Here is a 15,205-nt window from a genome sequence, read left to right as displayed (position 1 = left end):
ATTAATCCTTAAATACAAACAAGATGATTACACATTTAAATCGCATGTTGTTTAGTCGTGCATTTGTAAAAATGTCGGCATGTGTGGCGCTTTCTGCAGGTTGCCTGCCTGTGGCAGCTTATGCGGAATCCAATGGAGCACCGGTGGTAGAGGCTGTGTTGCAGCAGAAAGCCATTTCCGGTACGGTAGTAGATTCAAAAGGTGAAGCCATTATTGGTGCGAATGTAATGGAAAAAGGTACCACGAATGGTACGATTACGGACCTTGATGGTAAATTCAGTTTGAATGTATCGGCGAAAGCGATACTTCATATCAGTTACATTGGTTATAAATCGCAGGATGTTCCTGTGAGCCAATTGAAGAAAGGTGCTGTCATTACGTTGAAGGAAGATACCGAAGTGATGGATGAAGTAGTAGTGATTGGTTATGGTACGCAACGTAAAGGCGATGTGACCAGTGCGATTGCTTCTGTGAAGGCGGAAGATTTTACGACAGGTAAGATTACGGATGCTGCCGATTTGGTAAAAGGTAAGATTGCCGGTTTGAGTGTGACCAATTCTTCTGGTGACCCGACAGCCACTTCCAGCATCATGTTACGTGGTATTACTACCATTAAGGGAAGTGTCACTCCGTTGGTGTTGGTGGATGGAGTAGAAGGTTCCCTTACCACGGTGGCTCCCGAAAACATTGAATCCATCGATGTGTTGAAAGATGCGTCTGCGGCAGCAATTTACGGTACACGAGGTGCGAACGGTGTAATCTTGATTACAACCAAGACGGGAAGACGTGAATCCAAGGCGAGCGTTTCATATTCAGGCTATGTTTCTTTGTCAGACTGGTTTAAGACAGCAGATTTCATGGATACGCACGACGTGATTTATGGGCTGACTCCGTTTGAATACGAAGGTTATGATACAGACTGGCTGGCAGCCGTTACCCGTAAGGCTGGTTTCAAACACAACCATTCTTTGTCTATTGAAGGAGGTTCCAAAAATTCCACTTATTCTGCCAACGTGACTTTCAGCGATGAACAGGGTATCATGCGGAAGAGTGACAACCAGAACCTGAAAATGCAGATGGACTATACTCAATATGCCTTGAATGACATCTTGAAGTTCAACGTCAATATGTTGTATGGCCGTCAGACCTATACGAACAATAACAACTCGTATGTCTATCGTCAGGCTATCATCCGCAACCCGTCTTCACCGATTTATAATGAAGATGGTTCTTACAATGAGAACTTTGACAAGCTGTATTACTACAATCCGGTAGAAATCCAGAATGAGCTGATTGGAGATACAAGAGTCAATTGGGCTCGATTGACCGGAAATATTACCGTAGAACCCATCAAGGGATGGAAAACAAACTTGATGTTGTCTACCAAAGAGAATATAACCCGTGGAGAAACGTATTATTCAAGTAAATATTACGACCAGGCTCAACAGAAAGTGAACGGTTATGCTTCGAAATCTGAAGGAAGTTCCCGGAGCAACAACTTGGAACTTACGTCAAACTATGATTTTTCTATCGGAAAACATCATGTAAATGCATTGGTCGGTTATAGCTACTTGTACACTGTAAACGATGGATTTAGTGCTGGAAACGGTGATTTCCCGACTGAGGCCTACTTGTATAACAACTTGGGCTTGGGTAATTATCTGACAAATGAGAAAGCACCTCACGCTTCAATGGGGTCTTATAAAAACGACAATACATTGATTGGTTTCTTCGGACGAGTCAGTTATGGTTATGCCGACCGTTATAATTTGATGGTGAGTGTACGTCGTGAAGGTTCTTCCAAATTTGGTGCCAACAATAAATGGGGTACCTTCCCTTCTGCTTCTGCCGGATGGACAATCAGTAATGAGAAGTTCATGCAGAACACCAAGCATTGGCTGGACAACTTGAAGTTGAGATTCGGTTTTGGTGTGACAGGTGTGATACCGGGCGATTCTTATAAGTCATTGTATTTGTATAATTATGATTCATACGGTGATGTGATGTCACAAGACGGTGAATGGATAAAGACTTTGGCTATTGTCCAAAATTATAATCCGAATCTGAAGTGGGAAACCACTCGTGAGTTCAACCTTGGTTTGGACTGGAGCGTATTGAGTGGCCGTTTAAGCGGTTCTATCGATGTCTATGACAAGAAGACATCTGACTTGCTGTATGACTACGCTGTTCCTGTACCACCTAACTTGTATGGTACAACAACTGCTAACGTAGGTCAGATGCGTAATCGTGGTATTGAAATTATGATTAATGCCATTCCGGTACAGACGAAAGATTTTGAATGGAGTACGACATTGACACTTTCACATAACAGCAACAAACTGTTAAGTCTTTCTAATGATTTGTATGAGACGGATAACTTCCAAGAATTGTATGGAGGTTTGGGTGAACCGATCAGTACCCCTACTCACTGTATGGAAGTAGGGCATCGTTTAGGTGATTTCTGGGGCTTGAAGTCCGTGGGAGTAGATAAAGACGGATTTGTCTTGGTAGAAGTAAAAGATGATAATGGAAACTGGACGGTGAAACCTTTCAATACCAATTTGAATGTGGAAAGTAACCGTCAGCGTTTGGGTAACGGTCTGCCGAAGGTCTATGCCGGATGGAACCATACCTTCCGTTACAAAGGTTTTGATTTGAGCTTGCAGTTCACCGGACAGTTCGGTTATCAGATTTTGAATGCACAGCGTTGTTTCTACGAAAACAACTCCATTGCCTACAACCGTTTGAAATCTGCCGCCAACTATTATCCGGCAATCAATACGGACATGACTCCTGTAATTGACGAAGCTACGGGTGAACAGAAGATGGTTCGTCTTTCAAATTCCATGTCACAGGGTTATTGGAGTGACCATATTGAAAATGGTGATTTCGTAAAACTGTCAAGTGCAACTATTGGCTATACAGTGCCGTTGAAAGGCAATATTCGGAAATATATTAACAATTTACGAGTTTATGTATCAGGTCAGAACTTGTTCTGTATTACGGGCTATTCAGGTCTTGACCCAGAAGTGGACAATGCCTTTATGACACCAGGTGTTGATTACCAGGATAAATATCCGACCACTCGTTCATTTACTTTTGGCTTGAATGTTAACTTTTAATTGATGTAGATTTATGAAAAACTTGAGATTCAAACATATATTGGTAGGATTGGCTGCAAGTTCTTGTTTGACATTTGGTTCATGTACAGATTTGTCTGAGAATTTATATGATTCGTTGAACGAGAGTAACCTGGACTTTACCAGTGAAAATGATGTGAATGCATTGATGGGGCAAGCCTTTGCACAATTCCGCTACATTTATTGGGCATGGAATGGCTATTTTGACTTGCAGGAAGAATGTAGTGATACATACATGACCCCGAAACGAATTGGTATTGGCTGGGGTGACCTGTATGTGAATATGCATAAACATGATTGGGATTATAACTTGGGCCACATTGATGGTTTCTGGAACTATGCGTATAAATGCATCGGATATTGTAACCAGTGTCTGGATATCCTGCCGGAAGCGAATGCTGCGGATAGAGCCCAATTGCGTTTTCTTCGTGCTACCGTGTATTATATGTTGATGGATGCATTCCGCAATGTGCCATTGGAGACGACAAGAAATGTCCCTGATGGGTATCTTCCGGCTCAAAGTTCGGCACAGGATATATTTGATTTCTGTGTGACTGAGCTTTCAGAAATCAAAGATGACTTAGGTACAGAGCACGTGTTTGGCTATGCCAACCGTTATGCGGCTTGTATGACATTGGCCAAATTGTACCTGAACCACAATGCTTATTTTGGTGGTGATGATAACTCTTGGTATGAGAAAGCTTATACAGAAGTAAATGAGGTGATTAACGATGGAGGGTACTCATTGGCCGAAAATTATCTGGATAACTTTAAACATGACATTGACTCTTCTCCAGAGGTGATATTTGCCATTCCTTTGGATATTACGCATGCCTCTCATAATTATCTGTCCAGTAAGTGTCTGCCGCAATCAGGTTTGGCTGCGTATGGTTGTACCGGTGCGGCTCAGAATGGTAGCTGCGCTGTGCCTCAGTTCATTGATACTTATGATGCAGAGGATAAACGTCTGACTGATACCTGGGCTGGTGGCATTCAGAAAAATGCGGTGAAGAACTCCGATGGAACTTATACTCCGCAGGCTGGTGATCCGATAGAGTTTACTGCAGATGACTGGTCGGGTACCGGATACTTGAATTATAATAAAGATGTACATTCTATTGACAATCCGGGTGCTTATCAGCAGGAAGGTTACCGTTTTGTCAAGAGTGAAATCTGTTCAGGTACCGATGGTACGTATGGAAACGATGTGGCATTCTATCGTTTGGCCGATGCGATGTTCATCAAGGCCGAATGTCTGCTGAGACTGGGTGGATACAACGGTGAAACAGAGCAGACAGCTGCCGATTTGATTACGGAAGTTCGTAAACGTTCTTTCGACTCTGTGGCAAAAGCCACTCGTACTGTAGCACAGCTGAAAGGTGGAAGTGTGTATGATTACGGTCACCGTGAATATACTTGCGAAGGTTTCGCAAACTGGGACAGAGCTTCTTATGTATCTACCCAGGAAGGCGGTAGTGATATTATTCTCGGTGGTTTGCTGGATGATCTTGGCTGGGAATTTGTAGGTGAACACCATCGTCGTCAGGATTTGATTCGTTTCAAGATGCAAGATGGACGGAATGTATTCAATGGAAAATCTTGGTTCTGCAAGGATGCAACTACTGAAACCAAATGGAATTATTTCCCTCTTCCTAAATCAGCTTTGGATGCGAATATTAGTTTGAAACAAAATGAAGGTTATTCTGGTAATTGATTAAGATTATGAAAAAACATTTATTATATGCGGCATTATTGGGTGGTTTGTGTTCTTTGGGAGTTACAAGCTGCGGGGATAATGAAGATGTTTCGAGAGAGCATGTGCTTACCGATGCTGAAATCGCAGAAATGGCGCGTCAGGATTCTATCGAAGAAGCGCAACGAAATCAGATTAATGCAGATTTGATTTTGGAATATACAGCAGATATCACGTTGAGTACCGTAGCGTATGATGGGGCTCATGTTACGGTGGAGACAGATAAAATAGCTGAGTTGTTTGGAATTTCAGAAGAAGACCTGTTAGCAGGTATCGCTTTGGAGTCTGGAGCACCTGAGATTACGGGCTTTGCCATTGAAGGTTCTACCCATGCCGATAATATGACGGCTTCAAACAGTAACTCTACTTGGGGGCATTGGTTTGACGCCAAAGGAGATGTTGTTGCATGGGGAACTACCGCCATGGTTTGTTGTGAGTTCAATACGGACGATAAGTATTTCAATGTGATGCAGTATCCGGGCCACCTGACCGATGGACAGACTGTAAAGGTGATTGAAGGTTTGAAGTATGGTGAAAAGCGTGTGGCAGTCGTTATTACGATTAATGCCCATGGGGCAGCAGCCATTACGGCACCGGTGGTTTCTACTCAGAAACTCAGCATTGACGTGAATCCGGCAAGTACATACGATTTGAACAATGTACAGTTTGATGCCGATCAGGTAAAAGCCGATTTGGGTATCTCATCAATGGATGATATCGAGAAATTTGTGGCTGTGAAATCTGATGGAAGCTATGCACAGGAATCAGATGCCGGAACAAATGGTTTCTGGTTCGACGTGGATGGATATGCCAGCGGATATTCTGACAACTCTCGTATCTATACATCCTATGGAGGTGATGAATGGGTTGAAAATGAAATCGGTATCGGCCAATATCCGGGCAAGACGGCTGTGGGAGATTCATATACATTCAACTATGGATTCTTGGCCAACAATAAGATTGTAATGATGGAAATCACGGTCAATGTGGTAGCTTACAATGACCCGGAAACTGCTCCGGAAGGGACACCGGAAGAAAAGACCATCGATGTGACACTGACCAAGAATTATACCACTGATTATGCGAATGTGCAATATGATATTCGGGATGTGCTTCGTCAAGCCTTTAAGATGACGACTTATCAGATTCACAGTGCACGTGTTTCAGGTGATTTGAAAATCTATTGCAAGGAGGAATCTTCAGAAGACCCTGAATATACTGCAGATGTTCCAGGATATTGGTTGGGAGCAGATGGCTCGGCCGTCAAGTTTGCCGAAGGTCTTGGCTGGGTAAGCTTGGGAACCAGCGAAACAGAATTGTACCTGTATGGAGGTAACCATCCTGAAAATGTATCACCTACAGCCGGAGCTACCGTGAAAACTACTTACATCATTACTTGTAACGGTGGAAAAGTGACGGTGAACCTGACATTGCAGATTGATCCTCAGGTGGAAGAGTGAGAATAGTTGATTAATTAATAAAATGGGGAAGATGTGTTTGATTGTTTATGGTTAAGCACATCTTTCTTTTTTAATAAATAGTTTTATGAAAAGCACATTGAGATGGATAGGCTTATGCTTGCTCTCATTTTTGTGGGTGGTTTCGCTGAATAGCTGTAAAGAAGAGGAGCAAGTGCAAGGCGAAGAGATAAAAATAGATGAAACTTCATCGCAACTGACATTGGAAGCGGAAGATACTTCTGCCTCTGTGAAGTTTACCGCCGTATCGTCGTGGAAAGCATCGTTGAAAGAGGATTCGGCAGCTGATTGGATTACACTCTCGGAAACCAGTGGAGTAGGAGGAGCCATCACGTTGAACCTGACGTTCTCCATCAATGAAAATGAGGCGGCGAGAACGGCCACTTTGGTGCTTTCTTGTGGAAGTACCGTGAAAGAAATTGGCATCACGCAGGGAGGAGGTTCCTTGCAGGTGATGGACGAGTCGGAGGTGGAAGATTTCGACAAATACTACAAGCCGGCAGAGTTTGAAGGTATGGACATGTTGCGCAGCGATGCCAAATGGTCGTGGTTCCGTTCCAAACAGAGCGAACATTTCTTCGTGTTCTGGGAAGCCGGATTTGGCGATGACCCGAATGCGGAAACGGTGCCTGCCAATTTGCGGGTAGACATCGATGACCTTTTGAAAAAGGCCGAGCAGTTCTATAAGACCAATATCGAAAAGCTGAAGTTTGCGGAAACCGGACAGGGCAAATCATTCCTGGACCGCTACAAGATGGAAATCTATCTGTTGTATCAGGAAGAATGGCTCGCTACGGGTTCCGGGTACGACAATACCATCGGGGCTTTGTGGGTGAATCCAAGTACGTGTCAGCCTGTGGGGTCTACCATTGCGCATGAAATCGGGCATAGCTTCCAGTATCAGGTGTATTGTGACAAATTGTGTCAGGGAGGAAATGACGACTTGAAGTCGGGTTTCCGTTACGGATATGAAGGAAGTAACGGTGGAAACGGTTTCTGGGAGCAGTGTGCCCAATGGCAGTCGTTCCAGGATTATCCGGAAGAGATGTTCACCTCTTACTATTTTGATGTGTGGTTGCAGAATAATCACCGTCATTTTGAAAACGAATGGATGCGTTATGCCAGCTACTGGTTGCAGTCTTATTGGGTCATGAAACATGGCATTGAGACGATTGGTAATATCTGGAGAGAGTCTGTGTATCCGGAGGATGCCATCTCGGCTTATACACGGTTGTATTGCAACAACGATTGGAACAAGACGAAAGAAGAGTTGTATGATTATGCCAGCCGGATGGCTACTTTCGACATCGACGGGGTACGTGAATATTCCGATGGGTATCTCGGACGGTATCACACTACATTCTATACAAATGGAGACTATTATCAAGTGGCGTATGCTAATTGTCCGGAGGCTACCGGTTTCAATGTGATTCCTTTGAACCTGCCGGAAGCAGGCAATACGGTGGTGACGGTCGATTTCGTAGGACTGGAACCTGGTGCAGTTTTGGCAGCGGGCGATCCGGGTGAGTACATGGAATCGGAGGCCATGAAGGGTACAACCACGAAATACAATACGGCAGGAAGTGCCGAGAATATGGGCTGGATGTATGGCTTCGTGGCGTTGAAACAGGATGGAAGCCGGGAATACGGTGAGGCACATTCGGATAAGAACGGGAAAGTTTCCTTTAATGTACCGGCTGGTACGCAGAGTTTGTATTTCATTGTACAGGCAGCTCCGCAGGCCTATACGGTTCATCCGTGGGATGAAAAGGAATTGACTGACCAACAGTTCCCGTATAAAGTGAAGTTCGAGCATACGGATTTGTTGGGTAACGTGACGATTGACCCGGATGCAGAGCCCCAGAACCTGACACTGACGTACGACGTTTCTTTTGCAGCGAGTGCGACAGATTACAATGGGACTTCTGTCAATATCTCTGAAGTGGGAGATCTCACGAAAGTAGCACAGGCACTGACCATGCAGCCTTCACAGCTGGCATCGTACATGTTGTCGGCAAAAACAGAGCCTCAAGAGGGAAAAATTGCCTTTGCTGCAGTGAAGGCGGACGGTAGTCTGGACTATAATACGACAGCCAACGGATATGGCTTCTGGTTTGACAGCCTGGGTACTTCCATTGGATGGGGTAGTGACAATGACAGTAAGGTGTATGTGGAATACGATGCGGAGAACTTTATTTTCTCCATCGGACAATATCCGGGAAAATCGGCCTCCGGTGATACTTATACGGTGAAGGAAGCCTTGGTTTATACCGAAGGAGGGAAACAGTATCGGATAACTTTTGTCTTTAATATTCATATCAAATGAACAAACGATTTATAGGAGCATTTCTTTTAGCGGCAGTGTGTACTGCCGCTTTTTCACAATCGGTGTGTCCCGTCGATTTGTGTAATAACAAACTGAGAGGGAAGGAAATTTACATTCCCAAGGATTTGCAAGGCATGGACCTTCATAACCCGGACTCCAAATGGAGTTATCAGCGGATGTGCTGCACGGACAATGTGGCGGTGTTCTGGGAGAAGGGATTTGGCAATGACTTGGCGAATCCTCCTCAGCTGGAAGGACACGACATGCACGTGGACTTGAACAACCTGACGGACAAGCTGGAACATTTCTACACGTTTTTCCGGGATTCCCTGCAATTTACCAAGCCGGGGTCGAAGAGCGACCGTTACCGGATGATGGTTATGATTAACTACTCGCTCGAGGGAACGGCCTACGGCGGGGATTATGACCAGCAGATTGGAGCCTTGTGGGTGGCTCCCAACCGTATTCAGGATGAAAAGCTGAACTGTGTGGCACATGAGCTGGGCCACAGTTTTCAGTCGCAAATCTCGTGTGACGGAGCAGGAGAGGCCTGGGGAGGTTCCGGTTTCTTCGAGATGGCTTCGCAATGGATGTTGTGGCAGGTCAATCCGGACTGGCAGACCGACGAGCGTTATCACTGGGATGCCTTTACGAAACTGACGCACAAGGCCTATCTGCATCTGGAGAATATCTATCACTCTCCGTACATTCTGGAGTATTGGGGAGTGAAGCGGGGACGTCCCATCATTGCTGAACTTTTCCGGCAGGGAAAGAAGGGAGAAGACCCGGTAATGACGTATAAACGGCTGACAGGATTGTCGCAGGAGGCTTTCTGCGACGAGATGTTCGATGCCAGCCGCCATTTGGTGAACCTGGATTTTGAACGGGTGTGGAAGAATACGCGGCCTTATGCCAACCAGTATGATTGTAAACTGTCGAAGCAGGCCGATGGATGGTATCAGGTGCCCGCTGAGGTTTGTCCGGAAAACTACGGCTTCAATGTCATTCCGTTGATGGTGCCGGAACCGGGTACCAAAGTGGAATTGCAGTTTGAGGGATTGAAAGGCTCGCAGGACGGGTATGTATCGGTTCATCCGGAAAAGGCAGGCTGGCGGTATGGTTTTGTAGCCGTAAAGGCGGACGGAAAAAGTCTGTATGGCGAAATGAGTGCCAAGCAGAAAGGAAAACTGACTTTTAAGGTACCTGAAAACGAGAAGTTAGTATATTTGTGGCTCGTAGTGATGGGGGCACCGGAAGAGCATTGGATGAATCCTTCGCCTCGGAGCGGGGAAAAAGATGCACAATGGCCTTATCGCATCAGACTGAAAGGTACGGATTTAAAGGACTAAATGGATAAAACTATGTTTGCAAAAGAAACGTATGTCGCCCGCAGGCGGCAATTGAAGGAGAGTGTGGGCTCAGGTCTGCTCCTCTTTTTGGGAAACGACGAGTGTGGAATGAATTACGAAGACAACACGTACGATTACCGGCAGGATTCCTCCTTCCTGTATTTTTGGGGGTTGTCGTATGCCGGACTGGCTGCCGTGATTGACATTGATGAGGGTCGTGAAATCATTTTTGGCGACGAACTGACCATCGACCATATAGTGTGGATGGGCACGCAGCCTACCTTGCACGAGAAAGCACAGCGGGTAGGGGTGACGGAAACGCGCCCGTTGGCAGAACTGAAGACATACGTGCAGAAAGTGGTGGCACAAAAGCGGATGGTGCATTATTTGCCTCCCTATCGCGCGGAACATCGGTTGAAGCTGATGGATTTGCTGGGAGTGAAGCCGGGAGCGGAGATGCCTTCCGTACCGTTTATCAAAGGGATTGTCGACTTGCGGAATCACAAGACGGAAGAGGAAATTGCGGAGATTGAACGGGCTTGCAATGTGACGGCAGAAATGCATCTGGAAGCCATGCGGGTGTTGCGCATCGGCATGAAGGAATATGAAGCGGCTGCGGCTCTGGAGGCAGTGGCTCGGGCGAACGGATGCCGTCTGTCTTTCCCGACTATCGCTACGGTGTGCGGACAAACGCTCCACAACCACTATTACGGTCATACGGTGAAGGAAGGTGATATGCTGTTGGTGGATGCAGGTGCAGAAACGGAGATGGGGTATGCCGGAGATATGTCGTCAACCATCTGTGCCGGAAAGAAATTCACCAGCCGTCAGAAGGATGTGTACGACATTCAGGTGGCGGCGCATCGGGCGGCGGTGGATGCCTTGAAGCCGGGAGTGTATTTCCGGGATGTGTATGATTTGGCTTGCCGGGTGATTTGCGAGGGCTTGAAAGGACTGGGCTTGATGAAAGGCAATCCGGCGGATGCCGTGGAACAGGGAGCACACGCGATGTTCTTCCCTTGCGGACTGGGCCACATGATGGGACTGGATGTACACGACATGGAGAACTTGGGCGAAGTGTGGGTTGGCTATGACGGACAGCCCAAGAGTACGCAGTTCGGGCGGAAGTCGCTTCGTCTGGCGCGGAAGCTGGAGCCGGGGTTCGTGCTGACCATTGAGCCGGGTATTTATTTCATTCCGGAACTGATAGATTATTGGAAATCGGAACATCGCTTTACGGATTTCATCAATTATGAGAAACTGGAGAGTTACCGTGATTTTACGGGCTTGCGTAACGAAGAGGATTACTTGATTACGGCAACCGGGGCACGGCGGCTGGGACAGAGAATTCCATTGACAACCGAAGAAGTGGAGGCGATGAGATGACGAACGATAACAAAGCGATTGCGTGTGCCTGTGTGGCGGTGTTGAGCTGGTCGACGGTAGCCACGGCGTTCAAGATGGCGTTGCGTTATCTGACGCATTTTGAGATGTTGTGGGTGGCCAGCCTGACCTCGCTGGTGATATTTACGGTGTTGCTCACCGTACAGCGGAAATGGAGGCTGTTGGGAGGCCTGACCGGGAAGCAATGGGGATATTATGCCGCATTGGGCTTGCTGAATCCGGTGGCCTACTATCTGGTGCTGTTCAAGGCGTATGAACTGCTGCCGGCACAGGTGGCACAGCCCATCAACTATGCGTGGCCGATTGTGCTGCTGATTTTGCTGGCTCTGTTTGCCGGACAGCCCATTCCGAAGAAGAAGTACATCGGGATGTTTGTGTCGTTGGCTGGAGTGGCATTGATTTCTATCGGTACCGGATTCGAGGGGGAAATGACCGTGTCGGCCGAAGGTTTCCTGTTGGCGGCATTGAGTGCGGTGCTGTGGGCTGCCTACTGGATGTTCAACAACCGGAATAAGGTGCAGACGGACGGCAGTGTGGTGCTGTTCCTGACTTTTCTGTTCGGTTCGGTTTATTTGTCTATCGGTGCATTGTGTGTCGGATTGAATCTGCATTCTTTGACCGGGGTGTTGTCGGGCATGTATGTGGGTGGTTTTGAAATGGGCATTCCTTTTATTTTCTTCGGACTGGCCATGCGGAAAACCTCCAATCCGGCGTTGATAAACCAGCTGTGTTACTTGTCTCCTTTCATGTCGTTGTTCTTCATTTCCGTGGTGTTGGGCGAACGCATCGTTTTTACCACTTACATCGGACTGGTGATGATTGTGCTGGGCATCGTGTTCAACCAGTATTTTGTGAAGGCTAAGAAGTAGGCAAAAATCGTCCAGCCGGATGAAAAAATAATACAAAATCTCTTCTCTTGAGTGCAGGGGAAGAGATTTTGGGATGATATTGTTATCGTTTCAGACTTCCCTGTCAGGGACTTATTCGTTTATCTTTTTTCTTTGTAATCGGAAAAATAATTCTATGGATATGAAAAATACATCGTTTCTGTTCAGTGCCGTTTTATGGCTTTGCGGTTGCTTTTCTGTGATGGCAGCCGGTAATAAAGTGTATGTGGTGCAGTCGCCGGACAAACACCTGAAGGTGGAGGTCTCATCCGGTGACGATGGGTTGACTTATTGTGTATATCATAAAGACTCTCTTATTGTTGTAGATAGTAAATTAGGGTTAATTCAAGAAGGAAAATCGTCGGCTTCATCCGGCGGGGGGAAAGTGATTTCTTCCAAGACTAAAAAGATGATTCAGGACATTGATGCACCTTTTTATCGCTTCAAGTCGTTTCGTGCGATTTGCAATGAAATGGACTTGAAGCTGAAAGGTGGGTACGGAGTTTATTTCCGTGTCTACAACGACGGAGTGGCTTATCGCTTTTATACTTCTTCAAAAGAGGATTTGATTATCAAGAATGAAATCGCAGAATTCCGGTTTGCCGGTGATTATACGGCCTATCTGCCTTATTCCACGAACAAGGAAAAGCCGATGGCGATGGCATACCAGAATACGTATGAGGTGAAACCGTTGTCGGAAGCGCCGCAGGAACTGGCTTTCTTGCCGGTCACAGTGGATTGCCGGCAGGTGAAGGTGACGTTGCTGGAGTCGGACTTGGAGGCGTATCCGGGTATGTTCGTGCAGCCGGACGGGAAGCAGACCTTGAAGGGGGTGTTTGCTCCTTATCCGAAAAAGACGGACTTTTATCCGTGGCGCAAGCAGGAGTATGTGACGGAAACGGAAGATTATATCGCGCATGTAAAAGGTAGCCGCACGTATCCGTGGCGTATTCTGGCCATTACGGAAAAAGATACGGACATGCCGGTGAATAATCTGGTGTATGCCTTGGCTTCGCCAAACCGTATCGGCGACTGTTCGTGGGTGAAACCGGGAAAGGTGGCCTGGGACTGGTGGAATGACTGGAACTTGAAGGGGGTACCTTTCAAGGCGGGTATCAATATGGATACGTATAAATATTATATCGATTTTGCTTCCCGTAACGGACTGGAATATGTGGTGCTGGATGAAGGATGGTACGACCCGAAGAGCGGGGACATGCTGACGGTGATTCCGGAACTGGATCTGCCGGAGCTGGTTCGTTACGGAAAGAGCAAGGGAGTGGAACTGGTTCTCTGGACAGTATTCAACGTGTTGGATTCGCAGTTGGATGAGGCTTGCCGGAAATATTCGGAGATGGGCATCAAGGGATTCAAGGTGGATTTCCTGGATAGGGATGACCAGACGGCAGTAGAGATGATTTATCGTATTGCGGCAAAGGCGGCAGAATATAAGCTGATGCTGGACTATCACGGCATCTACAAACCGACAGGGCTGAACCGTACGTATCCGAACGTGGTGAACTATGAGAGTGTGTTCGGTATGGAGGAAATGAAATGGAGTGAGGTGGAAAAGAACATGCCGTTTTATGATGTGACCTTCCCTTACATCCGTTTGATGGCGGGATACGTGGATTATACGCCGGGAGCGATGCGGAACTTGTCGAAACGCGACTTCCAGCCGATGTATTCCACACCGGCCAGCATGGGTACGCGCTGTCATCAGCTGGCAGCTTACATCGTACATGATTCTCCGTTTACGATGTTGTGCGACGCGCCGACGAATTACCTGAAAGAGCAGGAATGTGTGGATTTCATCAGTTCGATTCCGATGGAGGTAGATTCTACTTTTGTTTACTCGGGTAAACTGGGTGAGTCGATTGTGACGGTCCGCAAGAAAGATATCAACTGGTATATCGGTGGAATGACCAATTGGGACGAGCGGGATATCACCTTGGACTTCTCGTTCCTGGGCAAAGGGGAGAAGTATAGATGTACGTTGTTTAAAGACGGTATCAATGCTTCTCGTCAGGCGGAAGATTACGTAAAGCAGACCTTCATCGTAGATGCGAATACGAAGCTACCTATCCATCTGGCTTCGGGAGGTGGTTTCGCCTTGAAACTGGAACGCACGTTTGTGGCAGAAGTGAAGCCTTCGGCCGTACCGGAAGGAAAGGGAATACCTTCTTTCTATAAGAAATACCTGGCAGTGGACGGTTTGTATATCGTGTCTTCGGAACATGTGCGGGATGAGGCTCTCGAAAAAGCGTATGAGATTATTTCACTGATGACGGCTAAGCGTCCCGACATCAAGAAAGAAATGGTGAGCAAAGGTTGTCATGTGATGATTATCGGAGAGCATGAAGAGGTGTGCGACTTGCCTGAATATGCGCATATCTGCAATACGCCGGAAAACATTGCTTTCTGGAACAAGCGAGCCCGTGGATTTGGCGGAGCACCGGAGGATGACTTCTCGGCCAGCTGCGGAGAAGAGAACGTGTTGGCTTTGCCGGGCGACCGGTATGTGGGCGAGAATATCCTGATTCATGAGTTCGCGCATTTGTTCCACACCATCGGTATAGTGGGGGTAGAACCTGATTTCAACGAACGCTTGGAGAAATGCCGTCAGCATGCCATTGCCAAAGGTTTGTGGAAAGATACGTATGCTATCTCGAACAAGGAAGAGTATTTTGCAGAGTGTGTGCAGTCGTTTTTTAACTGCAACCGTTATTCGGAGACTCCCAACAAGGTGCATAATTCCATGAACCGCCGTACGAAACTGAAATCGTACGATCCGGAGATGTATCAGCTGCTGAAGGAGTATTTCTATGAGATAGAGATTCCGATTTTGAATGAAGTTCACTTGTAATA

At 46.7% G+C, this 15,205-nt stretch carries 8 protein-coding genes; all 8 read left to right on the top strand.

Annotated features, from left to right (window positions below; all coding sequences use genetic code 11):
- Positions 1-23: 23 nt before the first annotated feature.
- The 8 genes from OIM59_RS15140 to OIM59_RS15105 all read left to right on the top strand — a co-directional run bounded on the left by OIM59_RS15140 (position 24) and on the right by OIM59_RS15105 (position 15,203).
- Complete coding sequence (locus OIM59_RS15140; protein ID WP_303897541.1) at positions 24-3,122, top strand: TonB-dependent receptor; 3,099 nt, start codon at positions 24-26, stop codon at positions 3,120-3,122.
- A 13-nt stretch (positions 3,123-3,135) separates the two neighbouring features.
- The gene (locus tag OIM59_RS15135; RefSeq protein WP_303897538.1) at positions 3,136-4,854 is read left to right on the top strand and encodes a RagB/SusD family nutrient uptake outer membrane protein; all 1,719 of its coding nucleotides are present in this window, start codon (positions 3,136-3,138) and stop codon (positions 4,852-4,854) included.
- Between the two features lie 8 nt (positions 4,855-4,862).
- Positions 4,863-6,353, top strand: coding sequence for a DUF4859 domain-containing protein (locus OIM59_RS15130; protein WP_303897536.1), 1,491 nt, complete (start codon positions 4,863-4,865; stop codon positions 6,351-6,353).
- Between the two features lie 85 nt (positions 6,354-6,438).
- Positions 6,439-8,697 (top strand): DUF6055 domain-containing protein, encoded by a 2,259-nt coding sequence (locus OIM59_RS15125; RefSeq protein ID WP_303897533.1) that lies wholly within the window; start codon positions 6,439-6,441, stop codon positions 8,695-8,697.
- The gene (locus OIM59_RS15120; RefSeq protein WP_303897531.1) at positions 8,694-10,046 is read left to right on the top strand and encodes a DUF6055 domain-containing protein; all 1,353 of its coding nucleotides are present in this window, start codon (positions 8,694-8,696) and stop codon (positions 10,044-10,046) included. Before OIM59_RS15125 ends, OIM59_RS15120 begins: the two co-directional genes overlap by 4 nt.
- Before the next feature lie 12 nt (positions 10,047-10,058).
- The gene (locus OIM59_RS15115) at positions 10,059-11,432 is read left to right on the top strand and encodes an aminopeptidase P family protein (RefSeq protein WP_303897528.1); all 1,374 of its coding nucleotides are present in this window, start codon (positions 10,059-10,061) and stop codon (positions 11,430-11,432) included.
- Complete coding sequence (locus OIM59_RS15110; protein ID WP_299170880.1) at positions 11,429-12,319, top strand: DMT family transporter; 891 nt, start codon at positions 11,429-11,431, stop codon at positions 12,317-12,319. The genes OIM59_RS15115 and OIM59_RS15110 overlap by 4 nt, the downstream gene beginning before the upstream one ends.
- A 220-nt stretch (positions 12,320-12,539) precedes the next feature.
- Positions 12,540-15,203 (top strand): glycoside hydrolase family 97 catalytic domain-containing protein, encoded by a 2,664-nt coding sequence (locus tag OIM59_RS15105; RefSeq protein WP_303898258.1) that lies wholly within the window; start codon positions 12,540-12,542, stop codon positions 15,201-15,203.
- The last annotated feature ends 2 nt before the right edge of the window (positions 15,204-15,205 follow it).

Origin of the sequence: Bacteroides mediterraneensis (assembly GCF_025993685.1) — a bacterium.
In the GTDB taxonomy this organism is placed as follows: domain Bacteria; phylum Bacteroidota; class Bacteroidia; order Bacteroidales; family Bacteroidaceae; genus Phocaeicola; species Phocaeicola mediterraneensis_A.
The sequence above is the reverse complement of the archived record's forward strand: the minus strand, read 5'-3'. Positions and strand labels throughout refer to the sequence as shown.

Bases quoted from the DNA above. Each gene is read 5' to 3' on its own strand.
- OIM59_RS15110 (WP_299170880.1), top strand. From the start codon at position 11,429: ATGACGAACGATAACAAAGCGATTGCGTGTGCCTGTGTGGCGGTGTTG.
- OIM59_RS15120 (WP_303897531.1), top strand. From the start codon at position 8,694: ATGAACAAACGATTTATAGGAGCATTTCTTTTAGCGGCAGTGTGTACT.
- OIM59_RS15105 (WP_303898258.1), top strand. From the start codon at position 12,540: ATGGCAGCCGGTAATAAAGTGTATGTGGTGCAGTCGCCGGACAAACAC.
- OIM59_RS15140 (WP_303897541.1), top strand. From the start codon at position 24: ATGATTACACATTTAAATCGCATGTTGTTTAGTCGTGCATTTGTAAAA.
- OIM59_RS15125 (WP_303897533.1), top strand. From the start codon at position 6,439: ATGAAAAGCACATTGAGATGGATAGGCTTATGCTTGCTCTCATTTTTG.
- OIM59_RS15130 (WP_303897536.1), top strand. From the start codon at position 4,863: ATGAAAAAACATTTATTATATGCGGCATTATTGGGTGGTTTGTGTTCT.
- OIM59_RS15115 (WP_303897528.1), top strand. From the start codon at position 10,059: ATGTTTGCAAAAGAAACGTATGTCGCCCGCAGGCGGCAATTGAAGGAG.
- OIM59_RS15135 (WP_303897538.1), top strand. From the start codon at position 3,136: ATGAAAAACTTGAGATTCAAACATATATTGGTAGGATTGGCTGCAAGT.